General features: G+C 72.6%; 14 protein-coding genes and 1 tRNA gene. 6 read left to right on the top strand and 9 right to left on the bottom strand.

Annotation, left to right across the window (positions count from 1 at the left end; genetic code table 11):
• Nucleotides 1-152: 152 nt before the first annotated feature.
• The 4 genes from gltB to ACJTNH_RS00510 all read left to right on the top strand — a co-directional run bounded on the left by gltB (nt 153) and on the right by ACJTNH_RS00510 (nt 8,767).
• A complete protein-coding gene (gltB, locus tag ACJTNH_RS00525; protein WP_458172247.1) occupies nt 153-4,838 on the top strand; it encodes a glutamate synthase large subunit in 4,686 nt (1,561 codons plus the stop codon).
• Nucleotides 4,831-6,318, top strand: a complete 1,488-nt coding sequence (locus ACJTNH_RS00520) for a glutamate synthase subunit beta (RefSeq protein ID WP_458172246.1) — start codon at nt 4,831-4,833, stop codon at nt 6,316-6,318. Before gltB ends, ACJTNH_RS00520 begins: the two co-directional genes overlap by 8 nt.
• A gap of 149 nt (nt 6,319-6,467) precedes the next feature.
• Nucleotides 6,468-7,883 (top strand): pyruvate kinase, encoded by a 1,416-nt coding sequence (gene pyk / locus ACJTNH_RS00515; RefSeq protein ID WP_458172245.1) that lies wholly within the window; start codon nt 6,468-6,470, stop codon nt 7,881-7,883.
• Nucleotides 7,880-8,767, top strand: a complete 888-nt coding sequence (locus ACJTNH_RS00510) for an acyl-CoA thioesterase (RefSeq protein ID WP_458172244.1) — start codon at nt 7,880-7,882, stop codon at nt 8,765-8,767. Before pyk ends, ACJTNH_RS00510 begins: the two co-directional genes overlap by 4 nt.
• Nucleotides 8,768-8,841: 74 nt before the next feature.
• Here the strand turns inward: ACJTNH_RS00510 and ACJTNH_RS00505 are convergent, their stop codons facing one another.
• Both ACJTNH_RS00505 and ACJTNH_RS00500 read right to left on the bottom strand, forming a co-directional pair.
• Nucleotides 8,842-10,701, bottom strand: coding sequence for an aminotransferase class V-fold PLP-dependent enzyme (locus ACJTNH_RS00505; RefSeq protein WP_458172243.1), 1,860 nt, complete (start codon nt 10,699-10,701; stop codon nt 8,842-8,844).
• A 272-nt stretch (nt 10,702-10,973) separates the two neighbouring features.
• A tRNA-Leu gene (locus tag ACJTNH_RS00500) sits at nt 10,974-11,047 on the bottom strand.
• 69 nt (nt 11,048-11,116) lie between these two features.
• Here ACJTNH_RS00500 and ACJTNH_RS00495 point away from each other — a divergent pair.
• Nucleotides 11,117-11,740 carry an ANTAR domain-containing response regulator gene (locus tag ACJTNH_RS00495; protein ID WP_458172242.1) on the top strand — a complete coding sequence of 208 codons (624 nt, stop codon included), beginning with the start codon at nt 11,117-11,119 and terminating at the stop codon, nt 11,738-11,740.
• Between the two features lie 226 nt (nt 11,741-11,966).
• Entirely contained in the window at nt 11,967-13,301 is a 1,335-nt protein-coding gene (locus tag ACJTNH_RS00490; RefSeq protein ID WP_458172241.1) for an ABC transporter substrate-binding protein, read from the top strand.
• 103 nt (nt 13,302-13,404) lie between these two features.
• Here ACJTNH_RS00490 and ACJTNH_RS00485 read toward each other — a convergent pair whose 3' ends face one another.
• The 7 genes from ACJTNH_RS00485 to ACJTNH_RS00455 form a co-directional block, all read right to left on the bottom strand.
• Nucleotides 13,405-13,830, bottom strand: coding sequence for a DUF1772 domain-containing protein (locus ACJTNH_RS00485; protein WP_458172240.1), 426 nt, complete (start codon nt 13,828-13,830; stop codon nt 13,405-13,407).
• Nucleotides 13,827-14,150, bottom strand: coding sequence for a hypothetical protein (locus tag ACJTNH_RS00480; protein WP_458172239.1), 324 nt, complete (start codon nt 14,148-14,150; stop codon nt 13,827-13,829). The genes ACJTNH_RS00485 and ACJTNH_RS00480 overlap by 4 nt, the downstream gene beginning before the upstream one ends.
• Nucleotides 14,151-14,268: 118 nt before the next feature.
• Nucleotides 14,269-15,120, bottom strand: coding sequence for an ABC transporter ATP-binding protein (locus ACJTNH_RS00475; RefSeq protein WP_458172238.1), 852 nt, complete (start codon nt 15,118-15,120; stop codon nt 14,269-14,271).
• Nucleotides 15,117-16,136, bottom strand: coding sequence for an ABC transporter ATP-binding protein (locus tag ACJTNH_RS00470; RefSeq protein WP_222193612.1), 1,020 nt, complete (start codon nt 16,134-16,136; stop codon nt 15,117-15,119). The genes ACJTNH_RS00475 and ACJTNH_RS00470 overlap by 4 nt, the downstream gene beginning before the upstream one ends.
• Nucleotides 16,126-17,124, bottom strand: a complete 999-nt coding sequence (locus tag ACJTNH_RS00465) for a branched-chain amino acid ABC transporter permease (protein ID WP_222193613.1) — start codon at nt 17,122-17,124, stop codon at nt 16,126-16,128. Before ACJTNH_RS00465 ends, ACJTNH_RS00470 begins: the two co-directional genes overlap by 11 nt.
• A 5-nt stretch (nt 17,125-17,129) precedes the next feature.
• A complete protein-coding gene (locus tag ACJTNH_RS00460; RefSeq protein WP_458172237.1) occupies nt 17,130-18,446 on the bottom strand; it encodes an ABC transporter permease subunit in 1,317 nt (438 codons plus the stop codon).
• 242 nt (nt 18,447-18,688) lie between these two features.
• On the bottom strand, nt 18,689-19,093 hold the full coding sequence (locus tag ACJTNH_RS00455; RefSeq protein ID WP_458172236.1) for a PaaI family thioesterase: 405 nt from the start codon (nt 19,091-19,093) through the stop codon (nt 18,689-18,691).
• Between the last annotated feature and the right edge of the window lie 55 nt (nt 19,094-19,148).

Here is a 19,148-nt window from a genome sequence, read left to right as displayed (position 1 = left end):
GCCGGCCCCGTTGCCCCACCCGTCGGACCGCACCGATCCTCCTCGCACCGCCCCACCCGCTTCGACACGACCCGGCGGGGTCTGCGTGACCCCCCGCACCAGCGCCACCGCCCCGGCGGCCGGCGCCGCGGCCAGCCGACGACGGGAGTGACATGTCTGACCTCGCCGCCCTTCCCCAGTCCGCTGGGGGCCGGCCCTCCTCGGCCGCGCCGGGCACCGCCGTCCCGTTCTCCGCCCTGCCGGCCGCCACCGGCCTGTACGACCCGGCGCGGGAGCACGACGCCTGTGGCGTCGCCTTCGTCGCCGACGCGCAGGGACGCCGCTCCCGGTCGATCGTGGCCGCGGGCCTCACCGCGCTGCACAACCTGGACCACCGGGGTGCGGCCGGCTCCGAGCCGAACTCCGGTGACGGGGCGGGCATCCTCACCCAGGTCCCCGACGCCCTGCTGCGGAGCAGCGTCGACTTCGACCTGCCGCCGCTGGGCGAGTACGCCGTCGGCATCGCCTTCCTCCCGGCCGACGAGGCCGAGCGCGCCTCCGTGGTCGACGCCGTCGCCGGCCTCGCCGCCGAGGAGGGGCTGACCGTCCTGGGCTGGCGCGAGCTCCCGGTCGACCCCGACGGCGCGGACCTCGGGCCGACGGCGCGGGCGGTCATGCCGCACTTCGCCCAGCTGTTCGTCGCCGAGACGATCGGTGCGCGGGCCGACGCGAAGGCCTTCGGCGGCACCGCGGCCCCACACGGTGTGACCCGGCTGGAGCGGCGGTCCTTCGTGCTGCGCAAGCGGGTCGAGCGCGCCGCCCGGGACGCCGGCACCAGCTGCTACGTCGCCTCGCTGTCCTCGCGCACCATCACCTACAAGGGCATGCTGACCACCGACCAGCTGCCGGCGTTCTTCCCCGACCTGCAGGACGAGCGCTACGAGTCGGCGATCGCGCTGGTGCACAGCCGGTTCTCCACCAACACCTTCCCGAGCTGGCCGCTGGCCCACCCGTTCCGCTTCATCGCGCACAACGGCGAGATCAACACGATCAAGGGCAACCGCAACCGGATGCGCGCCCGCGAGGCGAAGCTGGAGACCGGGCTGTTCGACGGGCCGGCCGGCCCGGCCAGCGAGCTCGGGCTGGAGCGGATCTTCCCGGTCACCGCCAGCGACTTCAGCGACTCGGCCACCTTCGACGAGGTGCTCGAGCTGATCCACCTGTCCGGCCGGTCACTGCCGCACGCGGTGCTGATGATGATCCCGGAGGCGTGGGAGAACCACGAGGAGATGGACGCGGCCCGCCGCGCCTTCTACCGCTTCCACTCCTCGATCATGGAGCCCTGGGACGGCCCGGCCTGCGTGGCCTTCACCGACGGCACGCTGATCGGCGCGGTCCTCGACCGCAACGGCCTGCGCCCCGGCCGCTGGTGGCGCACCAAGGACGACCTGGTCGTGCTGGCCAGCGAGGCCGGCGTGCTGGACGTCCCGGCCGGCGACGTGGTCGCCAAGGGCCGGCTGCAGCCGGGCCGGATGTTCCTCGTCGACACCTCCGCCGGCGCGATCGTCTCCGACGAGGACGTCAAGGGCGCCCTGGCGGCCGAGCAGCCCTACGACGACTGGCTGCACGCCGGCCTGGTGCACCTGCCCTCGCTGCCCGAGCGGCGCCGGTCCCGGCCCAGCCACGAGTCCGTCGTCCGGCGGCAGCAGCTGTTCGGCTACACCGAGGAGGAGCTGCGGATCCTCGTCCAGCCGATGGCGGCCAGCGCGGCCGAGCCGATCGGCTCGATGGGCACCGACACCCCGATCGCGTCGCTGTCGGACCGCTCGCGGCAGCTCTACGACTACTTCACCCAGCTCTTCGCCCAGGTCACCAACCCGCCGCTGGACGCCATCCGCGAGGAGCTGGTGACCAGCCTGGGGCGCACCTTCGGGCCCGAGCAGAACCTGCTGGACGCCAACCCGGCGTCGTGCCGGCAGGTCTTCCTGCCCTACCCGGTGATCGACAACGACGAGCTGGCCAAGATCCTGCACATCGACGACGACGGCGACCTGCCGGGCTTCGCCGCGGTGCGGATCACCGGCCACTTCGACGTCGACGGCGGCGGTGCCGCGCTGGCGCAGGCGGTCCGGGACCTGCGCACCAAGGTGAGCAAGGCGATCGCGGCCGGCGCGCGGGTCATCGTGCTGTCCGACCGGGACTGCGACGAGAAGCGCGCGCCGATCCCGTCGCTGCTGATGACCGCCGCCGTCCACCACCACCTGGTGCGCGAGCGCACCCGGATGGAGGTCGGCCTGGTCGTCGAGTCCGGCGACTGCCGCGAGGTGCACCACGTCGCGCTGCTGCTGGGCTACGGCGCCGCGGCGGTGAACCCCTACCTGGCCTTCGAGAGCGTCGAGGACCTGATCCGCACCGGCACGCTCACCGGCGTGCAGCCGGCCCAGGCCGTCCGCAACGTGGTCAAGGCCATGGGCAAGGGCGTGCTCAAGGTGATGAGCAAGATGGGCATCAGCACCGTCGGCTCGTACACGATGGCGCAGATCTTCGAGACGGTCGGCCTGTCCAAGGCCGTCGTCGACGAGTACTTCACCGGGACGTCGGCCACCCTGGACGGCGTCGGGCTGGACGTGCTCGCCGAAGAGGTGGCGATGCGGCACCGCCGCGCCTACCCGAGCAACCCGACCGAGACCGCGCACCGGCGGCTGGAGACCGGCGGGGAGTACCAGTGGCGCCGCGAGGGCGAGGTGCACCTGTTCAACCCCGAGACGGTGTTCCTGCTCCAGCACGCCACCCGGTCCCGGCAGTACGACGTCTTCCAGCGCTACACCGACACCGTCGACGGGCTGTCGACCGAGGCGGCGACGCTGCGTGGCCTGTTCACCCTCAAGACCGGTGAGCGTCCCGCCGTCCCGCTGGAGGAGGTCGAGCCGGTCAGCGAGATCGTCAAGCGCTTCCAGACCGGCGCGATGAGCTACGGCTCCATCTCCGCCGAGGCGCACGAGACCCTCGCGATCGCGATGAACCGGCTGGGTGGCCGGTCGAACACCGGTGAGGGCGGCGAGGACCCCGACCGGTTCACCCCCGACGCCAACGGCGACCTGCGCCGCAGCTCGATCAAGCAGGTGGCCAGCGGGCGCTTCGGCGTGACCAGCGAGTACCTGGTCAACGCCGACGACATCCAGATCAAGATGGCGCAGGGCGCCAAGCCCGGCGAGGGCGGCCAGCTGCCCGGCAGCAAGGTCTACCCGTGGGTGGCCCGCACCCGGCACTCCACGCCCGGCGTCGGCCTGATCAGCCCGCCGCCGCACCACGACATCTACTCGATCGAGGACCTCAAGCAGCTCATCCACGACCTCAAGAACGCCAACGACGAGGCGCGGGTGCACGTCAAGCTGGTCGCCGAGTCCGGCATCGGCACGGTCGCGGCCGGGGTGAGCAAGGCCAAGGCCGACGTCGTCCTGGTCTCCGGGTTCGACGGCGGCACCGGTGCCGCGCCGCTGACCTCGCTCAAGCACGCCGGCACCCCGTGGGAGATCGGCCTGGCCGAGACGCAGCAGACGCTGCTGGCCAACGGGCTGCGCGACCGGATCGTGGTGCAGGTCGACGGCCAGATGAAGACCGGCCGCGACGTCATCGTGGCCGCGCTGCTGGGCGCCGAGGAGTTCGGCTTCGCCACCGCCCCGCTGGTGGTCGAGGGCTGCGTGATGATGCGGGTCTGCCACCTCGACACCTGCCCGGTGGGCGTGGCGACGCAGAACCCCGAGCTGCGCAAGCGGTTCACCGGCAAGCCCGAGTTCGTCGTCACCTTCTTCGAGTTCCTCGCCGAGCAGGTCCGGGAGTACCTGGCCCAGCTGGGGTTCCGCTCCATCGACGAGGCGGTCGGCCACGCCGAGCTGCTCGACGTCGCACCGGCGATCGACCACTGGAAGGCCTCCGGGCTGGACCTGCGGCCGATCCTGGCGGTCCCCGACCTGCCCGAGGGGACGGCGCGGCGCAAGGTCCGCGACCAGGACCACGGCCTGGACGTCGCCCTGGACCAGACGCTGATCCAGCTCTGCGAGGGCGCGCTGCTCGACGCCCGCCCGGTGCACCTGGAGCTGCCGGTCCGCAACGTCAACCGCACCGTCGGCACGATGCTGGGCTCGATGGTCACCCGCCGCTTCGGCGGCGAGGGCCTGCCCGACGGCACGATCGACCTGACCTTCACCGGTTCGGCGGGCCAGTCCTTCGGGGCGTTCCTGCCGCGCGGGATCACCATGACCCTGGTCGGCGACGCCAACGACTACGTCGGCAAGGGCCTGTCCGGCGGCCGGATCGTCGTCCGCCCCGCCCCGGAGGCGAGCTTCGCCGCCGAGGACAACGTCATCGCCGGCAACGTGATCGGCTACGGCGCCACCGGCGGCGAGCTGTTCCTGCGGGGCCGGGTGGGGGAGCGGTTCTGCGTCCGCAACTCCGGTGCCCTCGCCGTCGTCGAGGGCGTCGGTGACCACGCGCTGGAGTACATGACCGGCGGCACCGCGATCATCCTGGGGCCGACCGGGCGCAACATCGCCGCCGGCATGTCCGGTGGCATCGGGTACGTGCTCGACCTGGCCCGGCACCGGGTCAACACCGAGATGGTGGACGTTGAGGAGCTGGACGTGCACGGCTCGCAGTGGCTGCGCGACGTCCTGCAGCGCTACCGGGAGGCCACCGACTCGACGGTGGCCACCAGCCTGCTGGCCGACTGGGGCCGGTGGTCGGGGCGGATCAGCGTCGTCATGCCGCGCGACTACCGGCGGGCGATGGAGGCTCGGCGGGCCGCCGAGGCCGCCGGGTACGACGTGGACCGAGCTGTCATGGAGGCGGCACGTGGTTGATCAGACCGGTTTCCTCAAGTACGACCGGCAGATGCCGCCGCGGCGGCCGGTCGACCTGCGCCTGCTGGACTGGCGCGAGGTCTACCTGACCCGCGACACCGGCGAGGACGCCGTCTTCCCGGTGGCTGCGGTGCGGGAGCAGGCCGCGCGCTGCATGGACTGCGGCATCCCCTTCTGCCACCACGGCTGCCCGCTGGGCAACCTGATCCCGGAGTGGAACGACCTCGCCCGCCGGGACGACTGGCAGGAGGCGATCGAGCGGCTGCACGCGACGAACAACTTCCCGGAGTTCACCGGGAAGCTCTGCCCGGCGCCGTGCGAGTCCGCCTGCGTGCTCAACCTGGAGAACTCGCCCGTCACGATCAAGCAGATCGAGTGGGAGATCATCGACCAGGCCTTCGTCAACGGCTGGGTCACCCCGCAGCCGCCGGCGGAGCTCACCGGCAAGAAGGTCGCCGTCATCGGCTCCGGGCCGGCCGGCCTGGCCGCCGCGCAGCAGCTGACCCGGGCCGGGCACGAGGTCACCGTCTACGAGCGGGACGACCGCATCGGCGGGCTGATCCGGTACGGCATCCCCGAGTTCAAGATGGAGAAACGCCACCTGGACCGCCGGCTGGACCAGATGCGCGCCGAGGGCACCCGGTTCGTCACCGACGTCCACGTCGGGGGCACCGGGGAGGGCGCCCTGTCGGTGGAGGCACTGCGGGCCGAGCACGACGCCATCGTGCTGGCCATCGGCACCCCGGTCGCCCGCGACCTGCCGCTGCCCGGCCGCGACCTGGACGGCGTCCACTTCGCCATGGAGTACCTGCCCTTCGGCAACCGTGAGGCGCTCGGCGAGCTCGACGACCCGCCGCTGTCGGCCAAGGGCAAGGACGTGGTCATCATCGGCGGCGGCGACACCGGGGCGGACTGCCTGGGCACCGCCCACCGGCAGGGCGCGGCGAGCGTGGCCCAGCTGGACTACAAGCCGGCGCCCAGCGGCACCCGGCCGCAGGACAACCCCTGGCCGACCTACGAGATGGTCCTGCGGGTCTCCCCGGCCCACGAGGAGGGCGGCGAGCGGCTGTTCGCCGTCAACACCGAGGCCTTCCTCGGCGACGAGCAGGGGCACGTGCGCGGGATCCAGGTGACCGAGATCGAGCTGGTGGACGGCCAGCGCGTGCCGGTGCCGAACAGCACCCGGGAGCTGCCCGCCGACCTGGTGCTGCTCGCGCTGGGCTACACCGGCCCGGAGACCACGGGGCTGGTCGAGCAGCTCGGCTGCGGCGTCGACGAGCGCGGCCGGGTCGCCCGGGACGGCGACTACATGTCCAGCGTGCCCGGCGTCTTCGTGGCCGGGGACATGGGCCGCGGCCAGTCGCTGATCGTCTGGGCGATCGCCGAGGGCCGCGCCGCGGCAGCCGCCGTCGACACCTGGCTGACCGGTGACTCGATGCTGCCCCGCCCGGTGACCCCGGACGCCGTCCCGCTGCGCTGACGTCGGGGCCTTCCGTCGTCCGGCCCGCCGGAGGCCCTGCGGAAGGGCCGTTCCCGCACGTCAGGACGTCTGGAACGACTACCGCCCCTCGGGGGGACACGACGGACCCGGTCCGCTCCGTCCGCCCGAGGGGCGACTAGTTTTGCCTCATGTCTCGTCGCGCCAAGATCGTCTGCACACTGGGCCCGGCCACCGGCTCCCTGGAGCAGATCACCGCCCTCGTCGAGGCCGGCATGGACGTCGCCCGCCTCAACTTCAGCCACGGCAAGCACGCCGACCACGAGAAGTCCTACCGGCTCGTGCGCGAGGCCTCGGACAAGGTCGGTCGCGCCGTCGCCATCCTCGCCGACCTGCAGGGCCCCAAGATCCGCCTCGGCACCTTCGCCGACGGCCCGGTCACCTGGGAGACCGGCAGCCGGGTGTGCATCACCGTCGACGACGTCGAGGGCACCGCCGAGCGCGTCTCGACGACCTACAAGGACCTCGCCAACGACGCCCGGGTCGGCGACCGGCTGCTCGTCGACGACGGCAAGCTCGCCCTCACCGTCGTCGAGGTCAACGGCCCGGACGTCTTCTGCCTGGTGCTCGAGGGCGGGCCGGTCTCGAACAACAAGGGACTGTCGCTGCCGGGCGTCGCCGTCAGCGTGCCCGCGATGTCGGAGAAGGACGCCGAGGACCTGCGCTTCGCGCTCTCCCTGGGCGTGGACTTCGTCGCGCTGTCCTTCGTCCGGCACGCCCGCGACGTCGAGCTGGTGCGCGAGATCATGCACCAGGAGGACGTCGTGGTGCCGGTGATCGCCAAGCTGGAGAAGCCGGAGGCGGTCGAGAACCTCGAGGCGATCGTCGAGGCCTTCGACGGCGTCATGGTCGCCCGCGGCGACCTCGGCGTGGAGCTGCCGCTGGAGCAGGTGCCGCTGGTGCAGAAGCGCGCCGTGCAGGTGGCCCGGGAGTACAACAAGCCGGTCATCGTGGCCACGCAGATGCTCGAGTCGATGATCGAGAACTCCCGGCCGACCCGCGCCGAGGCCTCCGACGTCGCCAACGCCGTGCTCGACGGCGCCGACGCGGTGATGCTGTCGGGAGAGACGTCGGTGGGCAAGTTCCCGATCGTCGCGGTGAAGACGATGGAGCGGATCATCGACGCCGTCGAGACCGACGAGATCCTCAGCCCGGCGGTGACCCGGGCCCCCGGGTCCCGGCCCGGCGCGATCGTGCGCGCGGCCAAGGACATCGGCGAGGCCCTCGACGTCGCCGCGCTCGCGGCCTTCACCTCGACCGGCAAGAGCGCGCAGCGGCTGGCGGCGCTGCACACCCGGCTGCCGATCCTCGCCTTCACCAACGACCCGCGGGTGCGCAGCCGGCTGGCGCTGTCCTGGGGCGTGGAGACCTTCATCGTGCCGACCGTCGAGCACACCGACGACATGGTCGCCCAGGTCGACTTCTCGCTGCTGTCCATCGGCAGGCTCAAGGAGGGTGACCAGGTCGTCGTGGTCGCGGGTTCCCCGCCGAACACGGCCGGCTCCACCAACCTGATCCGCGTCCACGAGGTGGGGACCGAGGCGTGACGACCGGGGTCGCGCAGCCGGGGGAGACCCCGGCTGCGGAGCTGATGCTGGTCCTGGACCTGGAGGAGCGCGGTCCGGACCTCTACGTCGGCACGACCCCGAGCACGCCGCTGCAGCGGATCTTCGGCGGCCAGGTCGCGGCCCAGGCGCTGACGGCCGCGAACGCGACCGTGCCGGGTGACCGGGTGGTGCACTCGCTGCACTCCTACTTCCTGCGGCCGGGCGACCCGCACGAGGAGATCCGCTACGAGGTCGACCGGATCCGCGAGGGCCGGTCGTTCAGCACCCGGCGGGTGGTGGCCCGGCAGACGCGCAAGGGCGAGGACGTCGCGATCTTCGCGCTGACCGCCGACTTCACCGCCGGTGAGCGCCCGGTGGTCGAGCACTCGCTGCCGATGCCGCAGGTGCCCGGCCCGGAGGGGCTGCCCGGCCTGGCCGAGGTGGCCGCCGCGCACCCCGCGCAGGGCAAGGCGTCCCAGGCGATCGGGCGGGCGGTGGAGCAGCGCTACCTCAGCGACCCGTTCGACCCGGCTCCCCGGCTGCCCCCGGACACCGCGTTCCGGGTGTGGTTCCGGGTGGCCGGCCGGCTGCCGGACGACGACGCGGTGCACGCCGCGGCGCTCACCTTCGTCAGCGACCTGACCCTGCTGTCGGCCGGGCTGGCCCGGATCGGTGGCGGGTGGGGCGGCTCGGTGGTCGGCGCGAGCCTGGACCACGCCGTGTGGTTCCACCGGCCGGTGCGCGCCGACGAGTGGTTCCTCTACGAGACCGACAGCCCGGCCGCCGCCAGTGGGCGGGCGCTGTGCTTCGGGCAGATCTGGGCAGCCGACGGCACCCACGTGGCCACCGTCGCGCAGGAGGGGCTCATCCGCTCCCTCGGCTGAGCCGGGGCCCCGGGTGGGCGCTCAGCGGGGTGACCGGGCTGTCGCCCGCCCGCTGAGCGCCCACCCGCTGCTGGTCAGCGGGCCGGGTCGCCGGGCTCGGCCGGGCCGGCGAGCTCTGCCTGGGCGCTCGCCTGGGCGGCCGTCTCGTCCCAGGCCGCCGGCGCCTCGACGGCCGGGGCTGCGGTGCCCGCGGCCGTTCCCGTCGCCGGGTCCGTGGCCGGCTCCGAGTCACTGACCGGGGGCTCCTCGGCCGCCGCTGCCGGCTCGGCCTCTGCCTGACCCGCTGCTGCCTGCTCGGCCGTCGGCTCGTCGACTGCCGCGTCCTCGACCGCCGGCCGGCCGGCCGCCGCCTGGTCGGCTGCCGGCTGCTCGGGTGCGGCCTGGTCGGCTGCGGCCTGGTCGACTGCGGCCTGCTCGGCCGCGGCCTGACGCTCGGCCACCTCCCGGGCGCGCTGCTCGGCCTGCTGCTCGGCGAAGTCGTTGGCCAGCCAGTCGTGGCCATCGCACAGCAGCGCCCACACCCGCTCGACGTGTGCCCGGGTCGTCGCCGGCGCGCCGATGGCCACCCGCAGCACAGCCCGGCCGCCGACGGTGGTGTGGGTCAGGAAGACTTCCCCACCGTCGTTGAGCCGGTCCAGCAGGGTCATGGTCGCCACGTCGGCGTCCACGCCGGCCGGCCAGCGGGGCTGCAGGCAGACCAGGGACAGCGGGTGCGGGGCGGCGACGTCGAACCGGTCGTCGGCTCCGGCCCAGCCGGCCAGCTCCTGGGCCAGCGCCACGTGGGTGCGGATGTGCTCGCGCAGCCCCTCGGCGCCGTACCAGCGCACCACGAACCAGAGCTTCAGTGCCCGGAACCGCCGTCCGAGCTCGATCTGCCAGTCGCGGTAGTCGACGACCGCACCGGTGTCGGTGGCGGCGTTGCGCAGGTACTCGGGGAGGATCGACAGCGCGCCGGTGAGCGCAGCCCGGTCGGCCACCCAGAAGAGCGTCGCGTCGAACCCGGTGAGCAGCCACTTGTGCGCATCGGTGGTGTAGCTGTCGGCCCACTCGACACCGGCCTGCAGTGCGCGCAGCTCCGGGACCACCGCACTGACCCCGGCGTAGGCGGCGTCGACGTGCAGCCACACCCCGTGGCGCTGGCACACCGCCCCGAGCTCCGCGAGCGGGTCGATCGCGGTGGTCGACGTGGTCCCGACCGTCGCGCAGACGAGCACCGGGGTGAACCCACGTGCGACGTCGCGCTCCAGCCGCTGGGCCAGCGCCCGCGGGCTCATCGCCAGGTCGGCGTCCACCTCGACGACGCGGATGGCGTCGGTGCCCAGGCCGGCGATCCGGGCCGCCTTCTCCATCGAGCTGTGCGTCTGGGCGGAGACGTAGACGGTGTGGTCCTCGGGGCGCACCCCGTGGCGCAGCGTGGCGCCCTTGCTGGCCCGGTGCAGCGCGGCGAGCAGCGCGATCAGGTTCGCGCCGGAGCTGGAGTCCTGGACGACGCCGCCGCCGGTGCCGGTGGACCGGAAGGACTCCGGCAGGCCCATCAGCTCGGCGAACCAGTCCATGACGTGCTGCTCGAGCTCGGTGGCCGCCGGGCTGGTCACCCACGACATCCCCTGCACGCCCAGGCCGGCCGACACCAGGTCGCCGAGCACGGAGGGCCCGGAGGTGTTCGCCGGGAAGTACCCGAAGAAGCCCGGGTGCTGCCAGTGCGTGATCCCCGGCATCACGACGCGGTCCAGGTCGCCCAGGACGGCGGAGAACGGCTCGCCCTGCTCGGGGGCCGCGGGGGGCAGCGAGGCGCGGACGTCGCCGGGGGAGACCTGGGAGCGGACCGGGAACGACCCCGGGTCGTCCTGCAGGCGCGACCAGTAGTCGGCGATCCAGTCGACGACCTGGTGGCCGTGCTGGCGGAACTCCTCAGGGGTCATGTGGCCGGTCACGGGCCCACCGTATTGACCTAGGGCGCCCGACACGGCGTCGGGTGGGCGGGCGCTCGGCCCGACGTCCTCCGCAGCGACGACCGTCTCCCTCGTCGACACCGCTGCCGGACGAGAGGTGGTCTGACCAGGCGGCCTGGTCACCGGCGGACGGACGGGAGAGGTGGACCGGTGCGGCCCGGGAGGCGCGCCGAGCGGGTCGCGCCGCGGCGCCCCTGGCCACTCGGACGCGCACGGCACGGTCCTGACCCGTGCCGTTCGTGCTGGTGCTCAGGTGCCCCCGGTGCGACTCGAACGCACACTGCGCGGGTTTTGAATCCGCTCCCTCTGCCGATTGGGGTACGGGGGCCAGCTCAACCGGGTGAGCGGTGAGCCTATCGGGCGGGGCGGGGGCGTCCTCGGCCGATAGGATGATCGGGTGAGCAACGCACCGACCCGGGTCCTCATCGCAGAGGACGAGGCCCTCATCCGCCTCGACCTCAAGGAGATGCTGGAGGAGGAGGGCTACGTCGTCGTCGCCGAGGTGGGCGACGGGCAGGCCGCCGTCGAGCAGGCGCAGCAGCTGCGGCCCGACCTCGTCGTCCTCGACGTCCAGATGCCCGTCCTCGACGGCATCGCCGCGGCCGAGCAGATCGCCGCTGCGCGCATCGCACCGGTGATCGTGCTGACCGCCTTCAGCCAGCGCGAGCTGGTGGAGCGGGCCCGCGACGCCGGGGCGATGGCCTACCTGGTCAAGCCGTTCTCCAAGAACGACCTGGTGCCCGCCATCGAGGTGGCGGTCGGCCGGTTCCAGGAGATGCACGCCCTCGACGCCGAGGTCAGCGACCTCAAGGAGCGTCTGGAGGCCCGCAAGGTCGTCGAGCAGGCCAAGGGCCGGCTGATGGCCGAGCGCGGCATGACCGAGGCCGAGGCGTTCCGCTGGATCCAGCGGACGGCGATGAACGAGCGCACCTCGATGAAGGCCCTGGCCCAGGCGATCCTCGCCACCGCGGCCGCGCCCGCCGGCGGCACCGAGACCGCGGGCGAGCCCACCGGCTCCTGAGCGTCGGCGCCGGGCTCGACGCCCCGGCGTGTTCCAGGGGTGTGACGCCCCGTCCCAGGGTGTGGCGGCTGCGCATCGCGCAGATCACAACGTCATCACGGTGCGACCGAGGGCGGCGCCACGCCGGGGAGCGGCGGTTAGGTTCTCCGCACTGATCGGCCGCCGGCCGGCCTCTGGGCCGGTCGGGGGCGTCGATGGACGCACTCACATCCCTGGGAGTTCCTTGATGCGCACAGGCAGGTTCGCCCGCGCGACCGCCCTTTCCGGTGCCGCCCTGATCGCTCTGTCCGCCTGTGGCGGCGGCAGCGACGACGGCGGCGGCAGTGACTCCGGTGGCGAGGCGAGCGGCGAGAAGCAGGTCAACGTCTACGGCACCGACGGCAACATGGGCAACGCGCTCGGCGAGGACTTCTCCGAGCAGGGTGCGCTGGCCGGCATGAAGGGCACCACGCCGCTGACGGAGCTGTCCGGGGACTTCACCGACCGGCTGCTCGAGGTCGACCCGGACCTGCAGGACTACAACTACGCCGGCGAGTCCTACGACGCCGTCGTGCTCACCGCCCTGGCCGCGCAGATGGCCGGCAGCAACCAGGCCACGGCCTTCGCGCCGTACATCAACGGCATCACCTTCGGTGGCGAGAAGTGCGACGACTTCGCCTCCTGCCTGGAGATCGTCAACGCCGGTGGCAACCCCGACTACGACGGCATCACCGGCCCGCTGAGCTTCGCCGACGCCGGTGAGCCGGCGCAGGCCAGCTTCGGGCTGCTGCAGTTCGGCGACGACAACGCCCTCGACGACTCCGCCACCGAGTACGTCATCGCCGGCGACGAGGCCAACGCGGCCACCGACGAGGGCCCGGCCCCCGTCGCCCCGGGTGCCACCGGCGCCCCGCTGACCATCGGCACCCTGCTGCCGGAGACCGGCAACCTGGCCTTCCTCGGCCCGCCGGAGGTCGCCGGCGTCCAGCTGGCGATCAACGACGTGAACGCAGCCGGCGGCGTCCTGGGCGCCCCGGTCAACCTGGTCACCGGAGACTCGGGCGACACCTCCACCGACACCGCCACCCAGACCGTCGACCGGCTGCTGCAGTCGGGTGTGAACGCGATCATCGGTGCGGCGTCCTCCGGCGTCAGCCAGTCGGTCATCAACACCGTCGTCGGGGCCGGCGTGCTGATGTTCTCGCCGGCGAACACCTCCGACATCTTCACCACCTACGACGACAAGGGCCTGTACTTCCGCACCGCTCCCGCGGACACCCTCCAGGCCCGGGCGCTCGCCGACCTGATCGGCGCCGACGGCAACAACACCGTCGGGATCCTGGCGCTCAACGACCCGTACGGCACCGGTCTGGCGGAGAACACCGCCAACAACCTGATCAGCGACGGTCTGCCCGAGGACTCGATCCAGACGATCATCTACGACCCCACCGCGGCGAACTTCGACTCCGAGGTGCAGCAGATGACCGACTTCAACCCCGACGCGATCGTCGTCATCGGGTTCGAGGAGTCCTCCCGGATCATCCAGGCGCTCAACACCAACGGTGTGGGCCCGCAGCGCTGACCCGATGCTGATCTCCTGATCGGCACGCACCACCTGCACCGAGCTGCGGCCCGGCACCCTCCGAGGGTGCCGGGCCGCAGTGTTGTCCGGGGGTGGCCGCCGGTCAGCCCAGGACCGCCCAGCCCGCCGCCAGGACGCTGCCGGTGGCGGCGAGCACACGCACCGAGTCCGCGTGCAGCAGGCGCCGGTGGGCCGCCGCGTCGAACCCACGTCCCAGCCGCCGGTGCTGCGGGACCGCGACCAGGGCGGTGATGCCCACGACGGTGCCCAGGCAGGCCGCGCCGGCCAGCACCGCCGCCCGCGGCGCACCGGGCGGGAGGTCGAGCAGCAGCCAGCCGGTGGTGACCACCTGCCCGGCGAAGAGCGGGCCGACGACCCGGGCGATCCGGCGCGAGTGCCCGTCGTGGAAGGCCGGCCAGGCGTCCGCGGGCACGGCGGTGAACTGGGGGTAGACCAGTACCCGCACGGTCCACTGCACGCCCGCGTAGGCCGCCGCCAGCGCCAGGTGGGCAGCCAGCAGGGCCGTCACGGGCAGGACGGCTTGGCGGGCTTGCCGCGCCAGGCGAGGCTCTGCGCGTCCAGCCGGCGCACCAGCGGGTCGCCCTCGGCGTCCATCCGCTCGGCGAGCTCGACCGCTGCGGCCAGCCGGGCGTCGTCCAGCTGGGCGAAGGCGGGGGAGCGGCGCCGGTCGAGCACGTCGTACCAGCGGCCGCCGACGGCGTGCTCCAGCACGATCCGCCCGAAGCAGTGGTCGGCGGTGACCACCCAGCCCTCGGCGCGTGCCCGTGCGGGCAGCCGGTCCAGCACCAGCTCCCGGTAGCGGTGCAGCGGCGCGGCACGGTCTGTCACCGGCCCATCCTGACCCGGGACGACGAACGGCGCCGCCCCCGGGAGGGAGTGGCGCCGTTCGGCCTCGGTGCTCCCCGGACCGAGCGTGCGAGGTCCGGGGAGCACCGAGGTCCGTCGACTACTGGGCCTTTGCCAGCGTGCCCAGGTACAGCTCGATGACCTTCGGGTCGTTCATCAGCGCCTTGCCGGTGTCGGTGTAGGCGTTGCGGCCCTGATCGAGCACGTAGCCGCGGTCGCAGATCTGCAGGCACCGGCGGGCGTTCTGCTCGACCATGATGATCGAGACGCCGGTGGCGTTGATCCGCCGGCAGCGGATGAACACCTCGTCCTGGTAGGCGGGGGAGAGCCCGGCCGACGGCTCGTCGAGCAGCAGCACCGACGGGTCCATCATCAGCGCCCGGCCCATGGCGACCATCTGGCGCTCACCGCCGGACAGCGCCCCGGCCTTGCCCTTCCGCCGCTCACCGAGCAGCGGGAACAGGTCGATGACGTAGTCGAAGCGCTCCTTGAACGTCTTCGGCCGCAGGTAGACGCCCATCTGCATGTTCTCCTCGATGGTGAGCGAGGGGAACACGTTGTTGTTCTGCGGCACGTACCCGACGCCCATCGACACGAGCCGGTGCGCGGGGGCGCCGGTGATGTCCTCGCCGCGCAGCGTGACCGAGCCCGAGCGCACCGGGATCAGCCCGAACAGCGTCTTGAGCAGCGTCGACTTGCCGGCGCCGTTGGGGCCGATGATGCCGACCAGCTCGCCGTCCTGCAGGTAGAAGTCGCACCCGCGCAGGATGTTGACGCCGGGCACGTAGCCGGCCAGCAGGTCGTCGGCGCGCACCAGCGCGCCCTCGGCCAGCTTCAGGTGCTCCTCGCGGGTGGCGGCCTTCTCGGCGGGGGAGAGCTCAACCCCGGTGGCGGTCTGCGCGCGGGTGACCTCCTCGTCGGACTCGTCCACCTGGAACAGCGGGTCGCTCATCGTCGTCCTCCGTCGGTGATCACGTCGGAGCCGGGCGAGGTGTCGCCGTGCTCCTCGCGGGCGATCTCCGCCTCGACCTCGGCCAGCACCCGGTCCTCCTCCTCGACGGTGAGGGGGGCGTCGTGGTGGGCACCGAGGTAGGCGTCGACGACCGCCTGGTTCTGCGAGATGGACTCCGGCGGGCCCTCGGCGATGACCTTGCCGGCCGCCATGACCACGACCCAGTCGCTGATGTCGCGGACGACGTCCATGTCGTGCTCGACGAAGATGACCGTCATGCCCTCCTCGCGGAGGTCCTTGACGTGCCCGAGCAGGCTCTGGGTCAGCGCGGGGTTCACCCCGGCCATCGGCTCGTCGAGCATGACGACCTTGGGGTCGCTCATCAGCGCGCGGGCCATCTCCAGCAGCTTGCGCTGACCACCGGAGAGGATGCCGGCGAAGTCGTCCTTCTTGGCGTCGAGCTTGAAGCGACGGAGCAGCTCCATCGCCTTCTCGGTGTTCGCCTTCTCCTGGGCCCGCCAGCCGCCCGGCACCAGGGCGCGCAGGAAGCTCTCACCCCGCTGCTCCTGGGCGCCGAGCAGCATGTTCTGCAGCACGGTGAGCCGGGACAGCGCCTTGGTGAGCTGGAACGTGCGGACGACGCCGAGCCGGGCCACCTGGTGCGGGGCGAGCTTGCCCAGCTCCTTGCCGTCGAACGACCAGGTGCCGGTGTTGGGCTGGTCGAAGCCGGTCAGCAGGTTGAACAGCGTGGTCTTGCCGGCACCGTTGGGCCCGATCAGGCCGGTGATGCCGCCGCGTTGCACCTCGAGGTGGTCGACCGAGACGGCGGTCAGGCCACCGAAGGTGCGGGTGACGCCGTCGACGACGATCGCCGGGTCGGGCTTGGCCACGCCGACCTCCCAGGGGAGGTCCTTCAGCGCCGCCTGGGCCAGCCGCTGGGGCGCCGGCCGGCCGGCCGGCGTCAGCTCGTCCTCGCGGGCGGCGTGCGCGCCGTGCGATCCGCTCTCAGCGGGCATCGAGCATCACCTCTCGTCGGTCACCGAAGATGCCCTGGGGTCGGAACACCAACAACAGCATGAGCCCGAGTCCGACGAGGACGAAGCGGATCTGGGCCACGTCGGTCGAGGACAGCAGCGCCTCGGGGATGACGCCGTTGGAGATCAGCGCCCGCAGGCCAGTGTCGGCGAACTGCAGGATGAACAGCAGCAGCATCGACCCCAGCACCGGGCCCAGCACCCGGGCGGCCCCGCCCAGGATGAGCGCGGCGTAGGCCAGGAAGGTGTTGGCGTTCTGGTACTGGTCCGGCAGCGCCGACCCGGTGCCCAAGGCGTAGACCATCCCGCCGAAGGCGCCGAAGACACCGCCGAGCACCAGCGCCTGCATCTTGTAGGCGTAGACGTTCTTGCCCAGCGCGCGGACGGCGTCCTCGTCCTCGCGGATGGCCTTCACCACGCGGCCCCAGGGGCTGCGCATGAGCTGCCAGACCAGCAGGCTGGCCAGCGCCACGAGCGTCCAGCCGACCAGCACCACCCACAGCTCCGCACCGCTCCAGCTGGTGCCGAGGATGTCGTAGCGGCGCTGGGTGTCCCAGGGCGCGAGGTCGATGAAGTCGCCGTTGAAGGCCGCCAGGCCGCGGGTGCCACCGGTGACCGGGGTGGCTGAGACCGACCGGAACACCAGTCTGAGCCCCTCGGCCGTGGCGATCGTGACGATCGCCAGGTAGTCGGCCCGCAGCCGCAGGGTCGGCAGACCCAGCAGGAGCGCGAGGACGACGGCGGCGGCCAGGCCGATGAGCACGCCGACCCAGAACGGCAGACCCCACTGGCTCACCGAGATGGCGATGCCGAAGCCACCGAGCATGGCGAAGGCGATCTGCCCGAAGTTGAGCAGGCCGGTGTAGCCGAAGTGGACGTTGATGCCGATGGCCAGCAGGGCGAAGAAGATCGCCTGGAAGCCGAAGAACGCCTTGCCGGCGATCGCGAACGCGTTGAGGAGATCGGACATCGCGGTCAGCCGATCCGGGCCCGGCTGCCCAGGATGCCCTGGGGGCGGATCACGAGGATGACGATCAAGAGGAGCAGCCCTCCGACGTACTTCATGTCGTCCGGGATGACGAGCGTGGACATCTGCACGAACACACCGACGATCACGCTGCCGACCAGGGCGCCGTAGGCCGTGCCCAGGCCGCCGAGGGTGACGCCGGCGAACATCAGGAGGAGCAGCCGGAAGCCCATGTCCCACTGGACCTGGTCGGACAGGCCGAGCAGCACGCCGCCGAGGGTGGCCAGCGCCCCGCCCATCATCCAGACGACCAGGATCACCCGGTTGACGTCGATGCCGGAGGAGGCGGCGAGGTCGCGGTTGTCGGCGACCGCGCGCATCGCCTTCCCGATCTTGGTGCGCTGCAGCATCAGCGCCACCAGCACCAGGACGACGACGGAGATGACGATCGAGGCCAGCGACCGGTTGGTGAGGGTGAAGGCCCCGTAGTCGACCGCGCGCTGGCTCTGGAAGTCGCCGTAGGGGTTGGAGAACCCGCCGTAGACGATCTGGATCAGGTAGCGCAGCAGCAGCGACAGGCCGATGGAGACCACCAGCGCGGCGATCAGGCCGGTGCCACGCCGGCGCAGCGGCCGCCAGATGCCCAGCTCGTTGAGCGCTCCGACCGCGGCCCCGGCGACCATGGCGATGATCGTCGCCGGGATCAGCGGCACCCCGCCCTGGACGTTGATGTACCAGGCGATGATCGCGCCGATGGTGACCAGCTCGCCGTGCGCGAAGTTGGTCAGCCCGGTGGTGCCGAAGATCAGCGACAGGCCCACGGCGCAGACGGCGATGAGCAGCCCGAAGCGCAGGCCGTCGACGAGCAGCTGGACGGCGCGGATCGTGCTGCCGCCGCCCCCGCTGCTGCCGTCCTGGAGGCCGAAGTTGACCGGCTGGCTGCGGCCGTTGTCGACGGTGACCGTGCGGGTGTCACCGCCGCCGCCCAGCTCGACGCCGTCGGGGAGCGCCTCGGCGTCCAGGCTGATCGTGTAGTCACCGGCTCCCGGGAGGTCGATGGCGAACCGGCCGTCCTCGTCGGTCTCGACCGAGTCGACCTCGTCGCCGGCGGCGGTCTCGACCGTCACCTCGACGCCCTCGATCGGGCCGCTCCGGCTGGTCTGCAGCGTGCCGACGAGGCGTTCGCCCTCGGCGCCGGCGATGCCGGGCGCGACCAGCGCCAGCAGCATGCCGAAGGTGGCCACCAGCAGGGCCAGCACCAGCGGACGGCGGCCGGAGCGCCACCGGTCGAGCCGGCGGCGGCCGGCGGTGGACGGAGCGGGCACCTCCCCGGTGTTGCTGCGTTCCCCGTGCCTGTGGGCGCGGTGGGGCGCGTGCGTCACTCGACCTCCCAGCCGTTGGATGTGAGCCGGGACAGTAACCCACCCCTGTTACGCGCATCGACCTGCTGGGACACACCGTGACCCATCTGCGACACGCCGGTCTGCTAAGCCGGGACGACGCGGGGCGTGGGCGACCGGTCGTGGGCAACCGGTCGGCGGGCGTGGCCGCTGCCGGCCCGCGCCGGTCAGCGGGCCGGCCGGACCATGCAGGTCAGGCGGGCGGTCGCCGTCGCCCGGCCCGCCTCGTCGGTGACCTCGACCAGGTAGGTGGCGAGCGTGCGGCCGCGGCGGGCCGGGGTGCACACCGCGGTGACGACGCCGGCGGAGGCGCCGCGCAGGTAGCTGGCGTTGAGCTCGATGCCGACCACGTTGCCGCCCTGGCCGGCGTGCAGCATGGCCGCCCACGACCCGATGCTCTCCACCAGTGCGCAGGTGGCGCCGCCGTGCAGCAGGCCGAAGGGCTGCTCGTTGCCGGCGACCGGCATGGTCGCGACCAGCCGCTCGGGGTCCCAGTCGGTGATCTGGATGCCCAGCTTCTCGTCCAGCGGGCCCTGGGTCGGCGGCAGCCACTCGGGCCGGGATGTGGTCACCCGGGCACCGTAGACAACGGGGCCCTCGCGCCGACCCGGACCGTCGTACCCCGCA

This window comes from Modestobacter lacusdianchii (assembly GCF_054177765.1).
The sequence above is the reverse complement of the archived record's forward strand: the minus strand, read 5'-3'. Positions and strand labels throughout refer to the sequence as shown.